This is a genomic window from Cellulomonas sp. CW35 (assembly GCF_052378485.1).
In the GTDB taxonomy this organism is placed as follows: domain Bacteria; phylum Actinomycetota; class Actinomycetes; order Actinomycetales; family Cellulomonadaceae; genus Cellulomonas; species Cellulomonas uda.
In genome coordinates this window covers 2,907,660-2,927,590 of the sequence record NZ_CP199000.1, presented here as the reverse complement: position 1 = coordinate 2,927,590, position 19,931 = coordinate 2,907,660, and the positions used below count along the sequence as shown (strand labels likewise).

Genomic DNA, 19,931 nt, shown 5'->3' with positions numbered 1-19,931 from the left:
GCAGGTCACGCGGCCTCGGTTTTTCTCGACCGGCCTGCAGGGTGCTAGTCTGTAGCCCGCTTCAAGGGGCTGTGGCGCAGTTGGTAGCGCGTCTCGTTCGCAATGAGAAGGTCAGGGGTTCGAATCCCCTCAGCTCCACCGATCGGATGTCCCAGGACATCGACAAGAGCCGGACCCCAGGGTCCGGCTCTTGTGCTTCCGGGCGACGGCGACCCTAGCGAGCCGGCGCCCGCCGGTCGTCGCGTGGGGCCTGCCCGTCAGGCCGTTGCCCGACGTTCCTGATCACGACGAAGCGCATCGTCGTGATGGACACCGCGCCCCCACCCGGGCACACCCTCCTGCTGATGGACGCGGCGGAACCTGAGCGGCGTCGCGTCCGGTGACGGCTGGACCGTCACCGACCTCGGTGGCATGTACCAGGTGACGCTCGACCTCGACCGCCCCCTCGAGGTCCGCAGCGACGCCCCGACGATCGTCGTCGACGGCAAGGCCGTCGGGCTCGCCACGGAGTCGGCGACCGGGCGCACGCTCACGGCCCTGACCGACGACCCGTCCGTCCTCGACGCCAAGGACGTGGCGGCCGGCTGGTTCAGCGACGCCGGCACCACGTCGGCCGCGCCGGCGGATGTCGCGCCCGCGCCCGAGCCCGGCGATATCGAGGACGCGCCCGAGGGCACGCCCGACCCGTCGGTGCCGGGGGAGTACTCGTACACCAAGGCGCTCTACTCGTTCGGCAACCAGGCGATCGAGCTCGCCGGCATCGGCGGCATCCGCGGTGAGGTCGAGGGCAAGGTCTACCTGCCCGACACCGACGGCGAGGCACCCGTCGTGCTCTTCCTGCACGGCCGGCACACCTCGTGCAACGGCGCCGGCAGCAACCCTGCCCGCTGGCCCTGCCTCCCGACGCAGACCAACATCCCCAGCTACGCGGGCTACGACGGCGCCGCCGAGGCGCTCGCGAGCCACGGCTACGCGGTCATCTCCATCGGCGCCAACGCGATCAACTCGAACGACAACCAGCTCGCGCTCGACTACGGCGCCCAGGCGCGCGGCCAGCTGATCCTCGACACGCTCTCGATCTTCGAGGACGCGAACGAGGGCGTCTCGACCACGCTCTACGACGCGCAGACGGACACCGAGGTCACCCTCGCCGACGCGCTGTCCGGCAACGCGGGCCTGCCCGCCGCCGGTCTGGACGACGAGATCACCGAGATCACGCCGGCGGACCTCGTCGGCCGTCTGGACTTCTCGCGCATCGGCCTCATGGGCCACTCGCGCGGTGGTGAGGGCGTCACGTCCGCGGCGACGCTCAACGCGGCGCTCGACGACCCGTTCGACATCGTCTCGATCCTCCCGCTCGCCCCGGTCGACTTCGGCCGCATGACGACGCCGGACATCCCGACGATGCTGCTGCTGCCCTACTGCGACGGCGACGTCTCGAGCCAGCAGGGCCAGCACATGAACGACGACTCGCGCTACGCGTTCGACGACGACGTGCTCCGCACGGACGTGTGGGTCATGGGTGCGAACCACAACTTCTTCAACACGGTCTGGACGCCGTCGAAGTACGCCCTGTCGACGTCCGACGACTGGTCGGGCACCAACGCCACCTCGGCCCGCTCGACCGACTCGGTCTGCGGCACCACGGGCGCGGCGGTCGACACGACGATCCGCCTGACGGACGACGAGCAGTACGACACGGGCACGACGCTCATGACCGGCTGGTTCCGCCTGACGGTCGGCGGCGAGGACGAGTTCCTGCCGATGTTCGACGGCTCGGGTGCGAAGGTCGACTCGATCGCCGACTTCGACGTCCGCGTCTCGGCGACGCAGCCCGCGTCCGCCCGTGCGGACATCGCGCGGTTCACGACGACGGGCGCGGCCCGCACCTACGGCACGGCCACGGCCACGCTGTGCGCGTCGATGTCCGGCCGCACGGTCCCGCAGGTCCTGCCGTACTGCTCGACGACGCTGGCCTCGGCGCAGCTGCCGCACTGGACCTCGGTCCGCTTCGGCGGTGACGTCCCCGCGAGCCCGATGACCCGCGTGCAGTGGACGAGCGGCACCGGTCAGGTCCGCGTGTCGGTCCCGCGCTCGGCGCGTGACGCCTCGTCGTACGAGTTCCTGACGGTCAAGGCGTCGCCGGACGAGTCGGTCGCCTACGGCGCCGGCACGGACCTGACGGTCACGCTCGTCGACGGCCACGGTGCGACGTTCGCGACCAAGGTCTCCGACCTCAACCCGAACGCCCTGGTCCGCCTGCCGCAGAGCACGCAGAACTCCACGACGCTCGGCAAGATCGTCCTGCACGAGGTCCGGCTCCCGCTGGAGTCGGTCACGGGCATCGACCTCACCGACGTCCGCGAGGTGCGGTTCACGGCCGCGGTCGGCCTCGGCGGCGCGGTCAGCGGCGGCGTCTACCTCACGGACCTCGCGTTCGCGTCGTCCGCGCTCGGCACGGCCGCGCCCGCCACGACCGTCTCGGTCGGCACGGCGCCGGTGCGCGTCGAGGAGGGCTCCGGCCCCGACGAGGTGCTCGTCCCGGTCCGTCTGTCGCAGCCCGCGACGACGCCCGTCACCGCGTACCTCTCGGTGATCGGCGGCACGACGGCCACCGCCAAGGCCGGCATGCAGATGCGCAAGGTCGTCTTCGCCCCGGGTCAGGTCTGCACCACGGTGTCGGTCGCGACCTACGGCGACGGCGACGCCAGCGCGGCCGCGACGACGTCGTACACCATCTCGGTGACGAACACGAGCAACGCCGTGATGGGCAGCGACGCGTTCGCCCCGCTCGTCGTCCGTGAGGACGACGGCGTGACCAGCGGCACCCCCGCCGCCGCGTTCGGCGTGCCGGGTGACCCGTGCGCCGAGCTGACCGCGCAGGGCGTCGTGACGCCGGGTGCGGCCACGGTGGCCCCGGGCGGCACGCTCGAGGTCGCGGCGAGCGGCTTCCGCTCGGGTGAGTCGGTGCTCTGGTCGCTCGGCGGCTCGGTGCTCGGCTCGGCCGACGCGGCCGCGGACGGCACGACCGCCACGGCCGTCGAGATCCCCGCGGACGCCACGCTCGGCGCGGCGGACCTCGTCGCGGTCGGTGCGGGCTCCGGCATCGCCGGGACCGCGTCGGTCAAGGTGCTCGCCCCGACGGTCACGTCGCTCACGGTCCAGCCCGACGCCCCGACGGCCCTCGAGACCGTGAGCCTCACGGCCACGGTCGAGGGCGTCGACACCGCGGGTGAGGTCACGTTCACCGACGGCACGACGGTGCTCGGCACCGCCGAGGTCGTCGAGCACCGTGCGGTGCTCGAGGTGCCGGGCCTGACCGCCGGCGCGCACTCGGTCACGGCGGCGTTCGGCGAGACGGCCACGGCCGCGGGCTCGTCGTCGGAGCCGGTGTCCGTCACGGTCGCCAAGCGCGGCACGACCGCCGTCGTCACGGCGCCGGCCCGGGTCACGGTGGGCGGCAAGGTCACGGGCAAGGTCACCGTCAAGGGCGGCTCCGCCACGGTGCGGGCGGCCGGCAAGGTCACCGTCCAGACCAAGCGCGGCTCGGGCGCGTGGACCACGGTCACCTCGGCGACCGTGAGCAACGGGACGGCGAGCTGGTCGTTCACCGCCCCGGCCACCGCGACGACCCTGTCGGTGCGTGCGGTCTACGCCGGTGACGCCGTCTACACGGGCTCGACGTCCGCGTCGGCCACGGTCACCGTCGCCAAGAAGGCGACGACGACCACCGTCTCGGCGCCCGCCACGGGCAAGGTCGGCACCCCGGTGGCCTTCACCGCGAAGGTCGCCCCGGGCGACGCGACCGGCAGGGCCCAGGTGTGGACCAAGGTCGGCACGGCGGACTGGAAGCTCGTGCGCACCGTCGCGGTGGGCGCGAACGGCACGGTGTCGTCCTCGGTCACGCCGACGTCGACGGCCACGCTCCACGTCAAGGTCGTCTACACGGGCAGCGGCTCGCACGCCACGAGCACCGGCACCGACACGGTGACGGTCTCCCGATGACGACGAGGTGAGCACGGTGAGCACGAGGTGAGCCAGGCAGGCGCCTGACGCACCAGCACCACGACGAGGCCCCGGTTCCCCCGAGCCGGGGCCTCGTCGCGTGCGGACGCGGCCGCCCCCTGCTCAGCCGCGTCCCGATGTCCGCAGGGGGGCGGGGTCTCAGGCGCTCCGCTGCGACGGGCAGGACCCGCCGCACAGGAACGGGGCGACCGTGTACTGCGCGCCGACGTCGCCGCGCAGCAGCCAGGTCAGGACGAGCGCGGGCGCGGTGCGCGCGGTGTGCCGCCACTGCGCCCCGACGCGCAGCACGGGCGCGTGCCCGCAGCGTCGGGTGACGCGCGACAGCACCGTCACGGCGGCGGCAGGGTCGGGGCCGGCGCCCACCTGGTGCGTGCCCTGGTCGCCCGTGAGCTCGACGAGGAAGCACGCGCCGTCACCCTTGACGGCGCGCACGACCTGCGCGATGCGCGTGTCGGTGACCTCGAGCGTGACGACCAGGGCGTGACCGGCCTCGAGCTTGACGAGGTGCTCGCCGAGCGCGGCGGCCGGCAGGGGCGACCAGCGGTCGGGAGCGGAGGCGGACATGACGAGCAGCTCTCGAGCGGGCTCGCGGGAGGACCAGGCGGTCGGGACGGTGTCGGGCACGGTGGCCCGTGCGGTGGGGCGGTGCACGGGAGGCTCCTTCGGTCACGGCTGCGGTGCGGACGGTCCGACGGGCACCGCAGCCGGGTGCCGGTCGGTGTGGGCGGCGCTACGACGTCGAGCGCGCCGGTGTGCGGGCGCGCGTTCCTGCCCCGCGCAGGGCGAGGGTCACGCGTTGGTCGAGCGGGAGGCTCGCGAGGGCACGGCGTTGGAGGTAGGCGGCGCGGCGGACCGCGCGGAGGTCGGCGGCGTGCCGGGCCGCCTCAGCCCTGGTCGAGGGGCTCACTGTGCACCGGTCCCGGGGAGGGCTCGTCGTCGCCGCCCGTCGACAGCATCGCGAGGCTGAGGAGCGCGGCGACGAGCAGCGACGTGCCCGAGAGCACGACGGCCGACCACGCGAGTGCGCTGCTGCCGACGCTGCGCACGCGCAGGACCGCGACGACGAGCGCGACGAGCGCGACGGGGATCGCCAGCACCGGCACGAGCAGCACGAGCAGCAGCGCGAACGCACCGGCGACGAGCGCGACGACCGAGGCCGCGTCGGGTCCGGCGGGCCGTGCCGGCGCGGTGAGCGTCTCCTGCGCGGCGGCGAGCGCGACGACGGGCGTGTGGCCCGCGGGCGTGACGGTCCCGGCGATGACGTCCACCGACCCGAGGTCGGCGAGCACCTCGGTGACGTCGGCGGTCGAGGGGGCCGGGCCGAGCGCCTCGCGCAGGTGCTCGCGCACCGCGTCGAGGGTGTCCTCGCGCTCGCGCGGGTCGGCGGCGACGAGCGCGCGCTCGAGGTCGGCGAGGTAGGCCGCGACGAGCGGGTGCTCCGGGGCGGGGGGCCGGCTCATCGGGACTCCTCCAGCACGGTGTCGACGTCCTGGCGGAACGGTTCCCACGCACGGGTGAACAGGTCGAGCGCGGTGCGACCTTGCGGGGTGAGCTCGTAGTAGCGGCGTGGTGGGCCGCTCGTGGACTCCTGCCAGGACGTCTCCACCCAGCCCTGCCGGCGCATGCGCGACAGCAGCGGGTAGAGCGTTCCCTCGCTCGCGAACAGCACCTGGTAGCGGGACAGGCGGGTGGCCAGCTCGAGGCCGTACGCCCTGTCCTTGCGCAGGCACGCGAGCACGCAGTACTCGAGGACCCCCTTGCGCAGCTGCGTCAGCAGCGCGTCCGACTCTGCGGCCATGCGGGGGAACTTAGCAGTCTCTTGCGCCGCAAGGTAGTGACTGGTGCAAAGATCTCTGCTGTGGTTAGAGCGAGCGGCGACCGGCGCCGCCCGAGGACCGAGATGGGGGTTCAGTGCAGTACATGAGGAAGATCGCGACCGCGCTCGTCGTGGCCGCGCTCGTGCTGGGTGGGGGGACCGCCGCGCGCGCCGAGGACGACGCTCCGACGTCGGACGACACCGCCCTGCAGGAATACCTCGACTCGCTGAGCCCTCAGGAGCGTGCCGAGTTCGTCGAGACGCAGCTGCCGGCCACCACCGACGTCGTCGTCGGGGGCCAGCAGCCCGCCGACATCACCGCCGTGCGCTCGCTGCTCGCCGCGCGCGCCTCGGGCCTGTCCGTGACCCCCTCGGCCACCGGGTGCTGGTCGCAGCGGTGGACCTGGGCACCCCGGGCCGCCGCCGGCAACACGCTGTACACCTACTACCACGTGGGCCACTGGTGCGCGTCGGGCAGCAGCGTCACCTCCGCGCGCATCGCGGACTCCGGTGGCGAGACGTCCACGCCCGGCTGGTCCTACGAGGGCGTGACGGGCAGCGGCAAGGGCGTCGTGTCCAACGAGGGCCGCTCCTACACGCGGCACAAGTTCGTGCTCAGGGTCGGGGGCATCAAGCTCCAGTCCCCGACGCCGTGCGCCCGCGTCAAGGGCCGGGCGTCGGGCACCTCGAGCGCCGACTCGGTGTGCGGGATCTCCTGACGCGCACCTGAGGGACCACCGCGGTGACCGGTCGTTGGAGGGCGACCGGTCACCGCGGAGCAGTGCGTGACGACGCGCACAGGCTGCCGTGCCGCGGCGCGCAGGGGGCGCCGCGGCACGTTGGGGCACGATGACCGGGTGGTGACGCCCGAGAGCCCCGAGAGCCCTGAGAGTCCTGAGAGCGCAGCGGGTGCCGCGGGCGCTCGGGCCCCGCGGCCTGTGCTCGCGCGCGTCAAGGCCTGGGTCGACCCGCTCGTCGTCATGATCCTCGCGGTCCTCGCCGTGGGGCTGCTGTGGCCGGCGACGGGTGCGTTCGCGGACCTGCTCGAGACCGTCCGCACGGTCGCGATCGTCGTCCTGTTCGGCCTGTACGGCGCCCGGATGCCCACGCAGGAGGTCGTGCGCGGCCTGCGCAACTGGCGGCTGCAGGGCTCGATGCTCGCCGCGACGTTCGTCGTCTTCCCCGTGCTCGGCCTCGCCGCGCAGCTCCTGCCCGACTCGGTGCTCGCCCCCGAGCTGCGCTCGGGCGTGCTGTACCTGTCCCTGCTGCCCTCGACCGTCCAGGCGTCGGTGGTGTTCACCTCCGTCGCCCGCGGGGACGTCGCCGGCGCGATCACCGGCGCGACGATCTCCAACGTCGCCGGCGTCGTGCTCACGCCCGCGCTCGTCGCGCTCACCCTGGGCGCCACCTCCGGCGGGCTGCACGGCGACGCCGTGCGCAGCGTGCTGCTGCAGGTGCTGCTGCCGTTCGTCGTCGGGCAGGGGCTCGAACGCTGGACCGGCGCGTGGCTGCGCGCGCGCAGACGCCTCACCCAGGTCACCGACCGCGTGGTCATCCTCCTCGTCGCCTACACCTCGGTGAGCCAGGCGCAGACCTCGGGCGCGTGGGACCACGTGACGCTCGTCGCGCTCGTCGTCCTGGCCGCGGTGTGCGCGGTGCTGCTCGCCGTGATGCTCACGCTCACCTGGTGGGCCGGTGGCCGGCTCGGGCTCGACCGGGGCGCGCGGATCGCGCTGCTCATGTGCGGCTCCAAGAAGAGCCTCGCGACGGGTCTGCCCATGGCCGCGGTGCTGTTCTCACCGGTCGTCGCGGCCACCGTCGCGCTGCCCGTGATCGTGTTCCACCAGATCCAGCTGGCCACGTGCGCCGTCGTGGCCCGGCGCCTGGGTGGCGTCCGGTAGCGTGCGCTCGAACCGCACCGTGCGGAGAGCACCACAGGGAGCATCGTGACGCAGCCCGGAGTCGTCCCCCGACCCGTCCACGTGGAGCTGGGCACCGAGGCGCCGTTCGTCGTGGGCGAGTCGGTGACCGTCGTCGTGGACCCCCGGCCGGACCTCATCGCGCACGGTGTGCTCGCCGCGGACCTGCTCGGACGCGTCACCGACCAGGCGATCGAGGTGCGCTACACCGACGACTCGCGCGGGGCCCGGGACGTCATCCGGCTGCGCCTCGCGGCGCCCGACGAGACCGACCTGCTGCCGGGCGACGAGGCGTACACGATCGTCGCCGCCCCGAGCCGCATCGAGGCGGTCGCGCGCACCTCCGCGGGCCTGACGCGTGCCGTGGTGACGTTGCGCCAGCTGCTCGAGCAGGGCAGCGACGGCGTGTGGCGGGTGCCGACCGTCGTCGTGCGCGACGCGCCCCGGTTCACCTGGCGCGGGCTGTCCGTGGACGTGGCCCGCCACTTCCTGTCGGTCGACGACCTGAAGGTCGTGGTCGGCCTCATGGCGCACTACAAGCTCAACGTGCTGCACCTGCACCTCACCGACGACCAGGGCTGGCGCCTGCACGTGCCGTCGCGCCCGCACCTCGCCCGCAAGTCGTCGGGGACGGCCGTCGGCGGCGACCGGGGCGGCTGCTACACGCCGACCGACTTCGCGGACCTCGTGCAGTACGCCGACGCGCGCGGCATCACCGTGGTCCCCGAGATCGACGTCCCCGGGCACGTCAACGCCGCGACCCACGCGTACGGCGAGCTCACGCCCGACGGCGTGCCGACCGACGAGTACACCGGCATCGAGGTCGGCTTCTCGCGCCTGTACGCGGACCTGCCCGCGACGGGCGAGTTCCTGCGCGCGGTGTTCGCCGACGTCGCCGCGATGACCCCCGGCCCGTACGTGCACATCGGCGGCGACGAGGTGCTCACCATGGAGCCGGACGAGTACGCGACGCTCGTCGGCGAGGCGGCCGCCGCGGTGCGGGCCGCCGGCAAGAAGGTCGTCGGCTGGCAGGAGATCGCCTCGGCACCGCTCGAGCCCGGCACCGTCGTGCAGTACTGGGACACGCGCGTCGACCCGGAGCCGTTCCTGGCCGCGGCCCGCGCGGGCGCGTCGATCCTCATGTCGCCCGCGTCCAAGGTCTACCTCGACATGAAGTACGACGAGCGCACCGCGCTGGGCCTGGAGTGGGCCGGGCACGTCGAGGTGCGCGACGCGTACGAGTGGGAGCCCACCACGCTCGTCGAGGGTCTGCCGGCCGAGTCGGTCGTCGGGGTCGAGGCCGCGGTGTGGACCGAGACCATCCGCGACCTGGACGGGCTCACGACGATGCTGCTGCCGCGGCTCGCGGCCGTCGCGGAGGTCGCGTGGACCGCACCCGAGCGGCGCGACTGGGAGGACTTCCGCACGCGCGTGGCCGAGCACGGCCCGTTCTGGGACCGCCTGGGCGTGCGCTGGTACGCGAGCGGGCAGGTCGCATGGCCGAGCCGGACGCGCGGGACGCGGACGGCCTGACCCCTGCTCGGCTCAGGGGCCGGACCGGGCTCAGGGGCCGGTCACACCCACTGGCGCAGCCACATGTGCTGGTGCCAGAAGTCGTACGGCACGGTCCAGCCCGCCCAGATCGGGTAGAAGAACGCGCTCACCAGCACGACGACCGCCAGGAAGACGCCGACACCGATGATCGCGCCACGACGCGCCCGCGGTGGGAGCGTCGGTGGCCCGACGACGAGGGTCAGCACGTACACGAGCGTGAGCACCACCCACGGCGTGAACGCGATCGAGTAGAACGCGAAGATCGTGCGGTCGGAGTACAGGAACCACGGCGCCCACCCGGCGACCAGGCCGGACAGCACCGCGCCCGCGCGCCAGTCGCGGTACCAGACGAGCCAGAACAGCGCGACGAGGATCGCCGCGGCGCCGGCCCACCACACCACGGGGTTGCCGATCGCGAGGATCGCGCGCGCGCAGTGGTCCGCGCCGCACGCCGCCTGCGCGTCGGGGCCCGTGAGGCCCGACTCGTCACCCCAGAAGAAGGACGTCGGTCGCCACTGCACGATCCAGCCGAGCGGGTGCGCCTGGTAGGTGTGCGGCGAGTCCAGGTCCCGGTGGAAGTTCCACATCTGCCGGTGGAACTCGAACAGCGAGCGCAGCCCCTCGGGCAGGAACGTCAGGCCCTCGCCGGGGTGCTCCGCCGCCCACTGCCGCCCGTAGGAGCCCGCGTTCGTGAACCACGACCACCACGTGCCGACGTACACGACGACGGCCGTGCCCACCATGACGAACGCCGCAGGGACCGCATCCCGCACGAACGCCACGGCGGCCCACACGCGCACCCCGGCGGTGCGCCGCGCGGTCGCGTCCCACAGCACCGTCAGCACACCGAACACCGCGAGGAAGTACAGGCCGGACCACTTGGTACCGATCGCGAGGCCCAGCAGCACCGCGGCCGCGAACCGCCACCACCGCCACCCGAGCCCCGGCCCGAACTCGGTCTCCTTGCCCTCCGCGAGCAACGCCGCCTGGCGGACCGCGAGCCGCCGCCGGGACTGCTCGCGGTCGAGCACCAGCGCCCCGAACGCGGCGAGCACGAAGAACATCAGTACCGGGTCGAGCAGCGACGTGCGCGACATGACGATGCCCATGCCGTCGATCGCGAGCAGACCACCCGCGACCGCCCCCCACGCGGTCGACGCGAACAGCCGCCGCGCGATCCGCGTGAGCATGAGGACCGACAGCGTGCCCAGCACCGCCACCGCGAGCCGCCACGAGAACGCCGACTCGACGCCGCCGCCCAGCCGCATGCCGAGCCCGATGAGCCACTTGCCGACCTGCGGGTGCACGAAGTACTCGGCCTTCGTGCCGAGCATCGACGCGTCACCCTGCTCGAAGCGCGGGTTCGGCTCCTCGCCCCAGTCGGCCTCGTAGCCGCGCTCGACGAGCGACCAGCCGTCCTTGACGTAGTACGTCTCGTCGAACACGAGCTCGTGCGGCGAGCCGAGGTTCCAGAACCGCAGCACGGCACCGAGGGCCGTGACGGCGAGCGCGACGACCCAGCCGACGACACGGTTGCGTCGCGTCGCGTCCAGCGCGAGCGTCGCTGCCCCGAGCAGGCGTTCGCGGAGCTCGTCGGCGTCCGGGATGCGACGCTCGGGCGCGGCCGTGGCGACGACCGGACCGGCGCCCCACGGCGGCGCGTCGACCGCGGTCTGCGTCCCGGCCGCGTCGCCGGCCGCTGTGCCGGCTGCCGTGCCCGACGGCGTGCCGGCGGACGGGTCGGCCCAGCCGTCTCCCGTCCGTGGCTCGTCCGGCGGGGACTCCTGCTCCGGCTCGAGCGGCACGGGCGCGACGTACGGCGTGCTCCACCCCGCGGGCGGGCCGGGCAGGGGCGCCGGGTGCGGCGCGCCGTTCGTACCGGGCGGCGCGAGGCCGTCCTCGGGACGGGCGGCCCCGGCGCGCGCACGCGCGTCGTCGGGCGCTCCCGGGGTGGGGTCGACGGCGTCGGGCGACTGCGGCACGCGGACATGCTACGGGTGCGACCAGTTGATGGGGACTCGTCCTCGATCGTTCCGTCCCGGACGGTGCCGGGTGGCAGGCTGGGCGCATGGCGCACGACGAGACCGCGGGACGCCTGGTGCTCGCCGCGACCCCCATCGGCAACGTCGACGACGCCTCCGCGCGCCTGCGCACGCTGCTCGCGACGGCCGACGTGGTGGCGGCGGAGGACACGCGCCGCCTGCGCGCACTCGCCGCACGCCTCGGGGTCGAGGTGCGCGGCCGCGTGGTCTCGCACCACGAGCACAACGAGGCGTCGCGCTCCGACGAGCTGCTGGACGTCGTCGCGGGCGGCGGCACGGTCGTCGTCGTGACGGACGCGGGGATGCCTGCCGTGTCCGACCCCGGGTTCCGCGTCGTGACCGCCGCGGTGCAGGCCGGCCTGCCGGTCACGGCCGCCCCCGGCCCGAGCGCGGTCCTCACCGCGCTCGCGCTGTCCGGCCTGCCCACGGACCGGTTCTGCTTCGAGGGGTTCGCGCCGCGCAAGCCCGGTGAGCGCGCACGGGCCCTGGCCGCGCTCGCGGACGAGCGACGCACCATGGTGTTCTTCGAGGCGCCGCACCGGCTCGAGGCGCTGCTGGGCGCGATGGTCGACGCGTTCGGCGCCGACCGGCCCGCAGCCGTGTGCCGGGAGCTCACCAAGACCTACGAGGAGGTCCGCCGTGGCGCGCTCGCCGAGCTCGCGCAGTGGGCCGCGGGCGAGGTGCGCGGCGAGGTCGTCGTCGTCGTGGGCGGTGCGACCCGGCCCGCCGGCGGGGGTGACCTGACGGCGCTCGTCGCGCAGGTGCGTGCGCGGGTGGACTCCGGCGAGCGCCTCAAGGACGCCGCGCGGGCGGTCGCGGCCGCTGCGGGCGTCCCGACGCGCTCGCTCTACGAGGCGGCGCTGCCCGCAGCGGGGACGCGCCCCGCACCCTGACGCCGCGCGCGGGCGGTGGCAGGCTGGGACCGGATGCCGACCGCACCGGCCGGCGACAGGAGGGGTGCCATGGACCAGGGCCGACGCGCGCTGCTCGTCGTCGACGTGCAGCCCACGTTCTGCGAGGGCGGCGCGCTGCCCGTCGCGGGCGGCAACGACGTGGCGGAGGCGATCGCCCGGTACGCCGCCGCGCACCGCGACCGGTACGACGTCGTCGTGACCACCCAGGACTGGCACGTCGACCCCGGCGCGCACTTCTCCGACGCGCCGGACTTCGTCGACACCTGGCCGCCGCACGGCGTCGCGGGCACCGCGGAGGCCGAGCTGCACCCGGCGCTGTCCGAGCTCGGGCCCGACGTGAGCGTCCGCAAGGGCGAGTACGCCGCCGCGTACTCCGGGTTCGAGGGAGTCGACGCGCGGGGGCGTGCCCTCGCGGCGATCCTGCGCGAGGAGCAGGTGACGGACGTGGACGTCGTCGGGATCGCCGAGTCGCACTGCGTGCGCGCGACGGCACTCGACGCGCACTCCGAGGGGCTGCGCACGCGCGTCCTGACCGACCTGACCGTGCCAGTGACCCCCGAGCTGGGCGCCGCGGCGCGCGACGACCTGCGCGCCGCGGGCGTCGAGCTGGTGGCGAGCACCGCCGCGTTCGTGGACTAGACCCCGATGCCCCGCGCCCACCCGCCCGCCACCCCCGCCCGCGGCCCGGTCGGCTGGCTGCCGCCCGACCCCGCGGTTCCTCCGGCTCGGACGGGCCGGAACCGGAGGAACCGCGGGGTCGTCGGCTCGGCGTCGCGCGAGGCCGGGGTTGCTCCGGGTCCGGAGCCGCGCAGCCGGAGGAAGTGCGGGGTCGCGGGGGCGCGGTGGACCGGGCGCGCGGTCGGGGTCGTCGTCGGGCTCGTCGTGGGGGGAACCGTGCTCGCGGGGTGCGTCGAGCCCGCGACGACGACGAGCGGGCCGACGATGCTGGGCTCCGCCCCGGCCGGCGGGCCGACGAGCGGGGCCACCGGTGGCGCCACGGACGGGTCCGGCCTGCCGGCGCACGTCCAGCCGTCCGGGCCCGCGACCGTCGAGGTCGACGTCGCGACGCTCGCGACCGGGCTCGACGTGCCCTGGGGGATCGCCCCGCTCGACGACGGGCGCTCGCTGGTGACGATGCGCGACGAGGCGCGGCTGGTCCTCGTCGACGCCGACGGCACCGTCACGCCGGTGACCGGCCCGGGTGCGCGCGGCCTCACGGACGTCGTCGCCCCGCAGGGCGAGGGCGGGCTGCTCGGTGTGGCGGTGTTCGGCCGCACCGGCGGCGGCCTGGACGTCGCGCTGTACGCGACGACCTCGCGGGACAACCGCGTGCTGCGCGCGACGCTCACGGGCGACGCGCTCGGCCCGCTGACGCCGGTGCTCACGGGCATCCCCGCGGCCCGGAACCACGACGGCGGGCGGCTCGCGGTCGGTCCGGACGGCTACCTGTACGTCAGCACGGGTGACGCGGGCGACCCTCGTCGGGCCCAGGACCCGGACAGCCTGGGCGGCAAGATCCTGCGGATCACGCCCGAGGGGGACGCGGCGCCCGGCAACCCGGTGGAGGGCTCGCCCGTGTGGAGCCTCGGGCACCGGAACGTGCAGGGCATGGGCTGGTCGCCGGACGGCCGGATGTTCGCCTCGGAGTTCGGCCAGAACACGTGGGACGAGCTCAACGTCATCCACCGGGGTGCCAACTACGGCTGGCCGCTGGTCGAGGGGCAGGGTGGCGCCGGTGCGGGGTTCGTCGACCCGGTCGCGGTGTGGCGGACCGCCGACGCGTCCCCGAGCGGGCTCGCGGTGACCGACGAGGGCGTGTACCTCGCGGGGCTGCGCGGCCAACGTCTGTGGCGCGTGCCGCTGCGGCCGGCGGCGGGGACGGACTCCGACGGTGTGGGGGAGCCGCATGCCCTGCTCGAACGCCGGCACGGTCGCCTGCGCGCGGTCGCGGTCGCACCCGACGGGACGTTGCTCGTGGTCACCGGCAACACCGACGGTCGCGGCGACCCGCGCCCGGACGACGACACGATCCTGCGACTGACGGTGCGCTGACCTGCGGCGATGCGCTGTCGCCGGGTTGTCCACAGGGCGTCCGCGGGCCGTTGCCCGTCCCGGCTACCGTCCTGCCACGACCGATACCGGGGGTGGAGATGGACGGGTTCGAGGTGGACACCGACAGGCTGCGCGAGCATGCGCGGCACGTCCGCGAGCGCGCGGGAGACGTCGCGGAGCTCGCGCCGGTCGCGCTCGCGATGGCTGCCGACCCGGGTGCGTTCGGGATCGCGCTCGCCCCGGTCGGCAGCGCCATGGCGCTCGCGCAGGCGGCCTGCGGCGTCGCGATCGGCGGCGTCGGGGGCGCCCTCGCCGTGACGGGCACGGCGGTCGACGTGGTGGCCGACTCGTACGACGTGACCGACACGGCCGTGCGCACGGTGTTCCGTGCGGGACAGGTGGTGCTGCGATGAGCGGGCTGCCCGTTCCCGGGGTCGAGGTGGCCGAGACCGAGGCGTGGCACTCGGGCGCGGGGCTGATCAGTGACGTCGCGAGCCTTGCCGGGCAGGCCCGTAGCGGGTCGTGGGTCGACGCCACGCTGAGCACGGCGGCCCTGGCGGGCAACGGTGTGGCGCTCGGGGTGGACCCGCTCGGCGCGGCGGTCGCGTGGGGAGTCGGGTGGGTGCTGGACCACGTGCAGCCGCTCAAGGGGTGGCTCGACGAGGTCGGGGGCGACGCCGACCAGGTCACCGCGTACGCGCGCACGTGGGAGACGATCGAGCGGGACCTCGTCGCGGCCGCCGACGGGCTCGAGAGCGACGTCGCGCGTGACCTGGCGTCGATGTCCGGCCCCGCTGTCGCCGCCTACCGCGGCGTGGCGTCGGTCCAGGTCGAGGCCGCCCGGACCGTCGCGCACGCGGCCGGTGCGCTCGGCAGCGCGCTGGCGGCCTGCGCCAAACTGGTGCGGATGGTCCACGACCTGATCCGCGACGCCATCGCGGACGTGGTCTCGTCCGTCGTCTGCTGCACCAACCCGGTCTCGGCCGTGGCGAGGGCGAGCCGGCTCGCGGCGCGCTGGGGCGTGCGCCTCGGACCGCAGGTCGTGGCGCTCGCCCGCACGATCGACAACCTCGTCGACCTCGTGCGCTCGGTCACCCGCCCGATCCGGGCCGTCGGCGAGTTCCTGAGGCGGCGCCAGGAGGGGATCGGCCTGTCGAGCGCGGTCGGTCCTGCGGTGACGGGGATCGGGTACTTCACGACAGCGGTCGCCCCGTTCCTCCCGGGGCCGGCGGCCCCGGCGGCAAACGTCCCGCCGTGCGCGCCGCGGCCCTCGCCCTAGGTGGACGCGCCCTCGGCGCACGCGGACGCTCACCTAGGATCGGGCGCATGTCCCGCATCCTGTCGGCCGTCGCGTGGCCGTACGCGAACGGTCCCCGTCACATCGGTCACGTCGCCGGCTTCGGCGTCCCGTCGGACGTCTTCTCGCGCTACATGCGCATGGCGGGCCACGACGTGCTGATGGTCTCGGGGACCGACGAGCACGGCACGCCGATCCTCGTCGAGGCCGAGAAGCAGGGCACGACCCCGCAGGCGCTCGCGGACCGGTACAACCGCGTGATCGCGGAGGACCTCACCGCGCTGGGCCTGACGTACGACCTGTTCACGCGGACGACGACGCGCAACCACTACGCGGTGGTCCAGGAGATGTTCCGCACCGTGCACGCCAACGGCTACATGATCGAGAAGACGACCATGGGTGCCATCAGCCCGAGCACGGGGCGCACGCTGCCGGACCGCTACATCGAGGGCACGTGCCCGATCTGCGGCTACGACGGCGCGCGCGGCGACCAGTGCGACAACTGCGGCAACCAGCTGGACCCGGTGGACCTGGTCAACCCGCGCAGCCGGATCAACGGCGAGAAGCCGAAGTTCGTGGAGTCGACGCACTTCTTCCTCGACCTGCCGGCGTTCGCGAACGCGCTCGACGCGTGGCTGCGCACGCGCTCGGACTGGCGGCCGAACGTCCTGAACTTCTCGCTCAACCTCGTCGACGACATGCGTCCGCGCGCCATGACGCGGGACATCGACTGGGGGATCCCGGTGCCGCTCGCAGGCTGGGAGGACAACCCGAACAAGCGGCTGTACGTGTGGTTCGACGCGGTGATCGGCTACCTGTCGGCGTCGATCGAGTGGGCGCGCCGCTCGGGCGACCCGGACGCGTGGCGCCAGTGGTGGAACGACCCGGACGCGCGGTCGTACTACTTCATGGGCAAGGACAACATCACGTTCCACTCGCAGATCTGGCCCGCGGAACTGCTCGGCTACGACGGCAAGGGCGCCAAGGGCGGCGCGCCGGGCGCGTACGGCGAGCTCCAGCTCCCGACGGAGGTCGTCAGCTCCGAGTTCCTCACCATGGAGGGCCGCAAGTTCGCGTCGTCGCGCGGCATCGTCATCTACGTGCGCGACATGCTGGCGCGCTACCAGCCGGACGCGCTGCGCTACTTCATCGCGGTCGCGGGTCCGGAGAACCAGGACTCCGACTTCACGTGGTCGGACTTCCTGCGCCGCACCAACGACGAGCTGGTCGCCGGCTGGGGCAACCTGGTGAACCGCACGGCGAGCATGATCCACAAGAACTTCGGCGAGATCCCCGCCGCGGGCGACCTGCTGGACGTGGACCGGGCGATCCTCGACCAGTCGCGCGCGGCGTTCGGGACGGTCGGGGACCTGATCGGCACGCACCGGCACAAGGCCGCCATCGCGGAGGCGATGCGCGTGGTGCAGGAGGCGAACCGGTACGTCTCGGAGACCGAGCCGTGGAAGCTCAAGGGCGACCGGGAGCGTCTGGGCACGGTGCTGAACACGGCCGCGCAGGTCGTCGCGGACGCGAACACCCTGCTCGCGCCGTTCCTGCCGCACTCGGCGCAGAAGGTGCACGAGACGCTGGGTGGCACGGGCGTGCTCGCGCCGCAGCCGCGTCTCGACGAGGTCACGGACCTGGACGACGAGTCGCGCCACTACCCGGTGATCACGGGTGACTACTCCGACGTGCCGGCGTGGGTCTCGCCCACGCTGACGCCCGGGGCTCCCGTGCCGGCCCCGACGCCGGTGTTCACCAAGCTCGACGACTCGATCGTCGAGGAGGAGCTCGCCCGCTACCAGAACCGCTGATGGGCCGGTCGCGCGAGCGGGGCTGGCCCGCGACGCCCGAGCCGCTGCCGGTCCCGGTGGTGGACAACCACACGCACCTGGAGACGGTGGTCGGCTGGCGTGCGCCGGGCTGGGACGACGAGCGCGCGGACCACGGGGCCGACGAGGGCGGCGAGGGGCCCGACCTCGCCGCGCACCTGGCCCGCGCCGCCGAGGTCGGCGTCACGCGCATGGTGCAGGTCGGCTGCGACGTGGAGGCGGTGCGCTGGACCGACGCCGCGGTGCGCGCGCACCCGGAGCTGCTCGGTGCGGTCGCGGTCCACCCCAACGAGGCGGTGCTGCACGCGGGCGTGCACGAGGTCGCGCCCGACGGCCTCGAGCCGGACCCGCAGCCGTGGCACGACCTGCCGCTGGACGAGGCGCTCGACCTGGTCGCGACGACCGCGCGCGGCAACCCGCGGATCCGGGCGATCGGTGAGACGGGGCTGGACTTCTTCCGCGCGGGGCCGCGGGGCCGTGCGGTGCAGCGTGAGGCGTTCCGCGCCCACGTCGCGCTCGCGAAGGAGCTGGGCCTGGCGCTGCAGATCCACGACCGCGACGCGCACGACGAGGTGGTCGAGGTGCTGCTGCGCGACGGCGCACCCGAGCGCACGGTGTTCCACTGCTTCTCGGGCGGCGAGGACCTCGCGCGGCTCGCGGCCGAGCACGGGTGGTACTGCTCGTTCGCGGGCCCCGTCTCCTTCCCGGCGAACGAGCACCTGCGGGACGCCGCGCGCGTGCTCCCGGCCGAGCTCCTGCTCGTCGAGACGGACGCGCCGTACCTGACGGTGCACCCGCTGCGCGGCCGGCCGAACGCGCCGTACCTCCTGCCCGGGACGGTGCGGGCGCTCGCGGCGGCGCGCGGCGAGGACGTGGCGGGGCTGTGCGCGACGCTGGCGCGCACCTCGCAGGAGGTCTACGGCTCCTGGTGACTACCGACCCGCGACGACACGCCGGGCGACACGCCGGAGCACGGGTGCGCCGGGGCGCGCGACCGGGTGATCACCTGCTGGGAAGGTCCAGATGCCGGGTTCCACCGCCGATCACCGATCGGTTACGGTCGGACGTGCGTCCGGGGGGCAGGACGATCGAGCACGGCCGTTCGTGGTCGACGACGAGCACGAGCACCGGCACGACAGGCGTCGCGGGACCGCGACGACGGCCCGCAGGACGGAGGAGCACCGCGTGAGCACGGCACGTCGCGTCGGCCCTCGCCGGGGTCACGACTCGGGTCACGGCTCGGGTCACACCTCGGGTCACCGGTTGGGCCGTCGGCTGGGCAAGGCGGTCGCGCAGGGCACGGTCGTCGCGCTCGTCGTCGGTGCCACGACCGCGTTCGCGGTGCTGCACAAGGAGGTCGTCGTCGACGTCGACGGCGAGCTGGTGCAGGTCGAGGGCTTCGGCCGCACGGTCGGCCAGGTGCTCGCGGCGGGGGACATCCACGTCGGTGAGCGCGACCTCGTCGCGCCCGGCGTGCACGAGGCGGTGACGCGCGGTGAGCAGATCGTCGTGCGCCACGCGCGCCAGCTCGACGTGGCGGTCGACGGTGAGCAGGCGCGCATCTGGACGACGGCGCTGACGGTCGGCGAGGCGGTCGACGCGCTCGGGCTGCGGGACGGCGAGGTGCGCCTGTCGGCGTCGCGCTCGGCGTCGCTGGGCCGCGGGACGCTGCACGTCTCGACGCAGAAGACGATCCACCTCGTCGTCGACGGTCAGGTGATCGACGGCATCTCGAGCGGGTCGACGGTGCGGGACGCGTTGCGGGACATCGGCCTGGTGCTGAACGAGGGTGACCAGGTCTCGGTGCCGCTCGACGCGGCCGCGGTGGACGGGCTCGCGGTGCTCGTCACGCGCGGCGAGCAGAGCGGCGAGGTCGTCACGGAGACCCTCCCGTTCGAGACCGAGGAGATCGAGGACGCGAACCTGCTCAAGGGCATGCGGATCGTGACCCAAGCGGGCCGCGCGGGCGTGCGGACCACGACGTACGAGCTCGAGGTCGTGGGGGGTGTCGTCGTCGGGCGGCACGTCATGACGTCGGTGGTGACGACGGAGCCGGTGACGCAGGTCGTCAAGGTCGGCACGTCCGAGCTGCCGACGAACGCCACGGTCTCGCCGGGCACGGCACAGGCCCTGGGCAAGGAGATGGCCGCGGCGCGGGGCTGGGGCGACGACCAGTTCGCGTGCCTGCTGACGCTCTGGAAGCACGAGAGCGGATGGCGGGTCAACGCGGAGAACAAGTCGTCGGGTGCGTACGGCATCCCGCAGGCGCTCCCGGGCTCGAAGATGGCGTCGGTCGCGAGCGACTGGCGGACCAACCCTGCGACGCAGATCACATGGGGCCTGAACTACATCAAGGGTCGTTACAAGACGCCGTGCGGCGCTTGGGGCCACTTCACGGTCAAGGGCTGGTACTGACCAAGTCCTGACCAGCCGGGCCACCGTCAGGTCAAGGGTCGGTCACGTCCGGACCGCGTCGAAC

16 protein-coding genes and 1 tRNA gene are annotated in these 19,931 nt (G+C 74.1%); 13 read left to right on the top strand and 4 right to left on the bottom strand.

What is annotated here, in order from left to right:
• Positions 1-65 precede the first annotated feature (65 nt).
• Positions 66-138, top strand: a tRNA-Ala gene (locus ACT17Q_RS13320).
• Between the two features lie 273 nt (positions 139-411).
• On the top strand, positions 412-4,005 hold the full coding sequence (locus ACT17Q_RS13315) for an Ig-like domain repeat protein (protein WP_444662972.1): 3,594 nt from the start codon (positions 412-414) through the stop codon (positions 4,003-4,005).
• 159 nt (positions 4,006-4,164) lie between these two features.
• Here the strand turns inward: ACT17Q_RS13315 and ACT17Q_RS13310 are convergent, their stop codons facing one another.
• The 3 genes from ACT17Q_RS13310 to ACT17Q_RS13300 all read right to left on the bottom strand — a co-directional run bounded on the left by ACT17Q_RS13310 (position 4,165) and on the right by ACT17Q_RS13300 (position 5,824).
• The gene (locus ACT17Q_RS13310) at positions 4,165-4,677 is read right to left on the bottom strand and encodes a hypothetical protein (RefSeq protein ID WP_094181945.1); all 513 of its coding nucleotides are present in this window, start codon (positions 4,675-4,677) and stop codon (positions 4,165-4,167) included.
• 233 nt (positions 4,678-4,910) lie between these two features.
• Positions 4,911-5,486, bottom strand: a complete 576-nt coding sequence (locus tag ACT17Q_RS13305; RefSeq protein ID WP_094181946.1) for an HAAS signaling domain-containing protein — start codon at positions 5,484-5,486, stop codon at positions 4,911-4,913.
• Complete coding sequence (locus tag ACT17Q_RS13300) at positions 5,483-5,824, bottom strand: PadR family transcriptional regulator (protein WP_094181947.1); 342 nt, start codon at positions 5,822-5,824, stop codon at positions 5,483-5,485. The genes ACT17Q_RS13305 and ACT17Q_RS13300 overlap by 4 nt, the downstream gene beginning before the upstream one ends.
• Before the next feature lie 122 nt (positions 5,825-5,946).
• Between ACT17Q_RS13300 and ACT17Q_RS13295 the strand changes: the two genes are divergently transcribed.
• The 3 genes from ACT17Q_RS13295 to ACT17Q_RS13285 all read left to right on the top strand — a co-directional run bounded on the left by ACT17Q_RS13295 (position 5,947) and on the right by ACT17Q_RS13285 (position 9,294).
• Positions 5,947-6,561: a hypothetical protein gene (locus ACT17Q_RS13295; protein WP_444662969.1), complete on the top strand. Its 615-nt coding sequence runs from the start codon at positions 5,947-5,949 to the stop codon at positions 6,559-6,561.
• A gap of 138 nt (positions 6,562-6,699) precedes the next feature.
• On the top strand, positions 6,700-7,743 hold the full coding sequence (locus tag ACT17Q_RS13290; RefSeq protein ID WP_444662967.1) for a bile acid:sodium symporter family protein: 1,044 nt from the start codon (positions 6,700-6,702) through the stop codon (positions 7,741-7,743).
• 45 nt (positions 7,744-7,788) lie between these two features.
• Complete coding sequence (locus tag ACT17Q_RS13285) at positions 7,789-9,294, top strand: family 20 glycosylhydrolase (protein WP_444662965.1); 1,506 nt, start codon at positions 7,789-7,791, stop codon at positions 9,292-9,294.
• Between the two features lie 41 nt (positions 9,295-9,335).
• Here ACT17Q_RS13285 and ACT17Q_RS13280 read toward each other — a convergent pair whose 3' ends face one another.
• Complete coding sequence (locus ACT17Q_RS13280; protein WP_444662963.1) at positions 9,336-11,297, bottom strand: dolichyl-phosphate-mannose--protein mannosyltransferase; 1,962 nt, start codon at positions 11,295-11,297, stop codon at positions 9,336-9,338.
• 86 nt (positions 11,298-11,383) lie between these two features.
• Between ACT17Q_RS13280 and rsmI the strand changes: the two genes are divergently transcribed.
• The 8 genes from rsmI (at position 11,384) to ACT17Q_RS13240 (ending at position 19,867) form a co-directional block, all read left to right on the top strand.
• Positions 11,384-12,250 (top strand): 16S rRNA (cytidine(1402)-2'-O)-methyltransferase, encoded by an 867-nt coding sequence (gene rsmI, locus ACT17Q_RS13275; protein WP_094181950.1) that lies wholly within the window; start codon positions 11,384-11,386, stop codon positions 12,248-12,250.
• 69 nt (positions 12,251-12,319) lie between these two features.
• Entirely contained in the window at positions 12,320-12,910 is a 591-nt protein-coding gene (locus ACT17Q_RS13270; RefSeq protein ID WP_444662961.1) for an isochorismatase family protein, read from the top strand.
• Positions 12,911-13,153: 243 nt separating this feature from the next.
• Complete coding sequence (locus ACT17Q_RS13265) at positions 13,154-14,323, top strand: PQQ-dependent sugar dehydrogenase (protein ID WP_444662959.1); 1,170 nt, start codon at positions 13,154-13,156, stop codon at positions 14,321-14,323.
• Between the two features lie 98 nt (positions 14,324-14,421).
• On the top strand, positions 14,422-14,736 hold the full coding sequence (locus ACT17Q_RS13260; protein WP_444662957.1) for a hypothetical protein: 315 nt from the start codon (positions 14,422-14,424) through the stop codon (positions 14,734-14,736).
• Entirely contained in the window at positions 14,733-15,602 is an 870-nt protein-coding gene (locus ACT17Q_RS13255; protein WP_094181954.1) for a hypothetical protein, read from the top strand. Before ACT17Q_RS13260 ends, ACT17Q_RS13255 begins: the two co-directional genes overlap by 4 nt.
• Positions 15,603-15,649: 47 nt before the next feature.
• Positions 15,650-17,434, top strand: coding sequence for a methionine--tRNA ligase (gene metG, locus ACT17Q_RS13250; RefSeq protein ID WP_268535362.1), 1,785 nt, complete (start codon positions 15,650-15,652; stop codon positions 17,432-17,434).
• Complete coding sequence (locus ACT17Q_RS13245) at positions 17,434-18,384, top strand: TatD family hydrolase (RefSeq protein WP_444662954.1); 951 nt, start codon at positions 17,434-17,436, stop codon at positions 18,382-18,384. The genes metG and ACT17Q_RS13245 overlap by 1 nt, the downstream gene beginning before the upstream one ends.
• Before the next feature lie 253 nt (positions 18,385-18,637).
• Positions 18,638-19,867 (top strand): ubiquitin-like domain-containing protein, encoded by a 1,230-nt coding sequence (locus ACT17Q_RS13240; RefSeq protein ID WP_444662952.1) that lies wholly within the window; start codon positions 18,638-18,640, stop codon positions 19,865-19,867.
• Positions 19,868-19,931 lie beyond the last annotated feature (64 nt).

Bases quoted from the DNA above. Each gene is read 5' to 3' on its own strand.
- ACT17Q_RS13315 (WP_444662972.1), top strand. From the start codon at position 412: ATGTACCAGGTGACGCTCGACCTCGACCGCCCCCTCGAGGTCCGCAGC.
- ACT17Q_RS13305 (WP_094181946.1), bottom strand. From the start codon at position 5,486: ATGAGCCGGCCCCCCGCCCCGGAGCACCCGCTCGTCGCGGCCTACCTC.
- ACT17Q_RS13300 (WP_094181947.1), bottom strand. From the start codon at position 5,824: ATGGCCGCAGAGTCGGACGCGCTGCTGACGCAGCTGCGCAAGGGGGTC.
- ACT17Q_RS13295 (WP_444662969.1), top strand. From the start codon at position 5,947: ATGAGGAAGATCGCGACCGCGCTCGTCGTGGCCGCGCTCGTGCTGGGT.
- rsmI (WP_094181950.1), top strand. From the start codon at position 11,384: ATGGCGCACGACGAGACCGCGGGACGCCTGGTGCTCGCCGCGACCCCC.
- ACT17Q_RS13270 (WP_444662961.1), top strand. From the start codon at position 12,320: ATGGACCAGGGCCGACGCGCGCTGCTCGTCGTCGACGTGCAGCCCACG.
- ACT17Q_RS13260 (WP_444662957.1), top strand. From the start codon at position 14,422: ATGGACGGGTTCGAGGTGGACACCGACAGGCTGCGCGAGCATGCGCGG.
- ACT17Q_RS13255 (WP_094181954.1), top strand. From the start codon at position 14,733: ATGAGCGGGCTGCCCGTTCCCGGGGTCGAGGTGGCCGAGACCGAGGCG.
- metG (WP_268535362.1), top strand. From the start codon at position 15,650: ATGTCCCGCATCCTGTCGGCCGTCGCGTGGCCGTACGCGAACGGTCCC.
- ACT17Q_RS13245 (WP_444662954.1), top strand. From the start codon at position 17,434: ATGGGCCGGTCGCGCGAGCGGGGCTGGCCCGCGACGCCCGAGCCGCTG.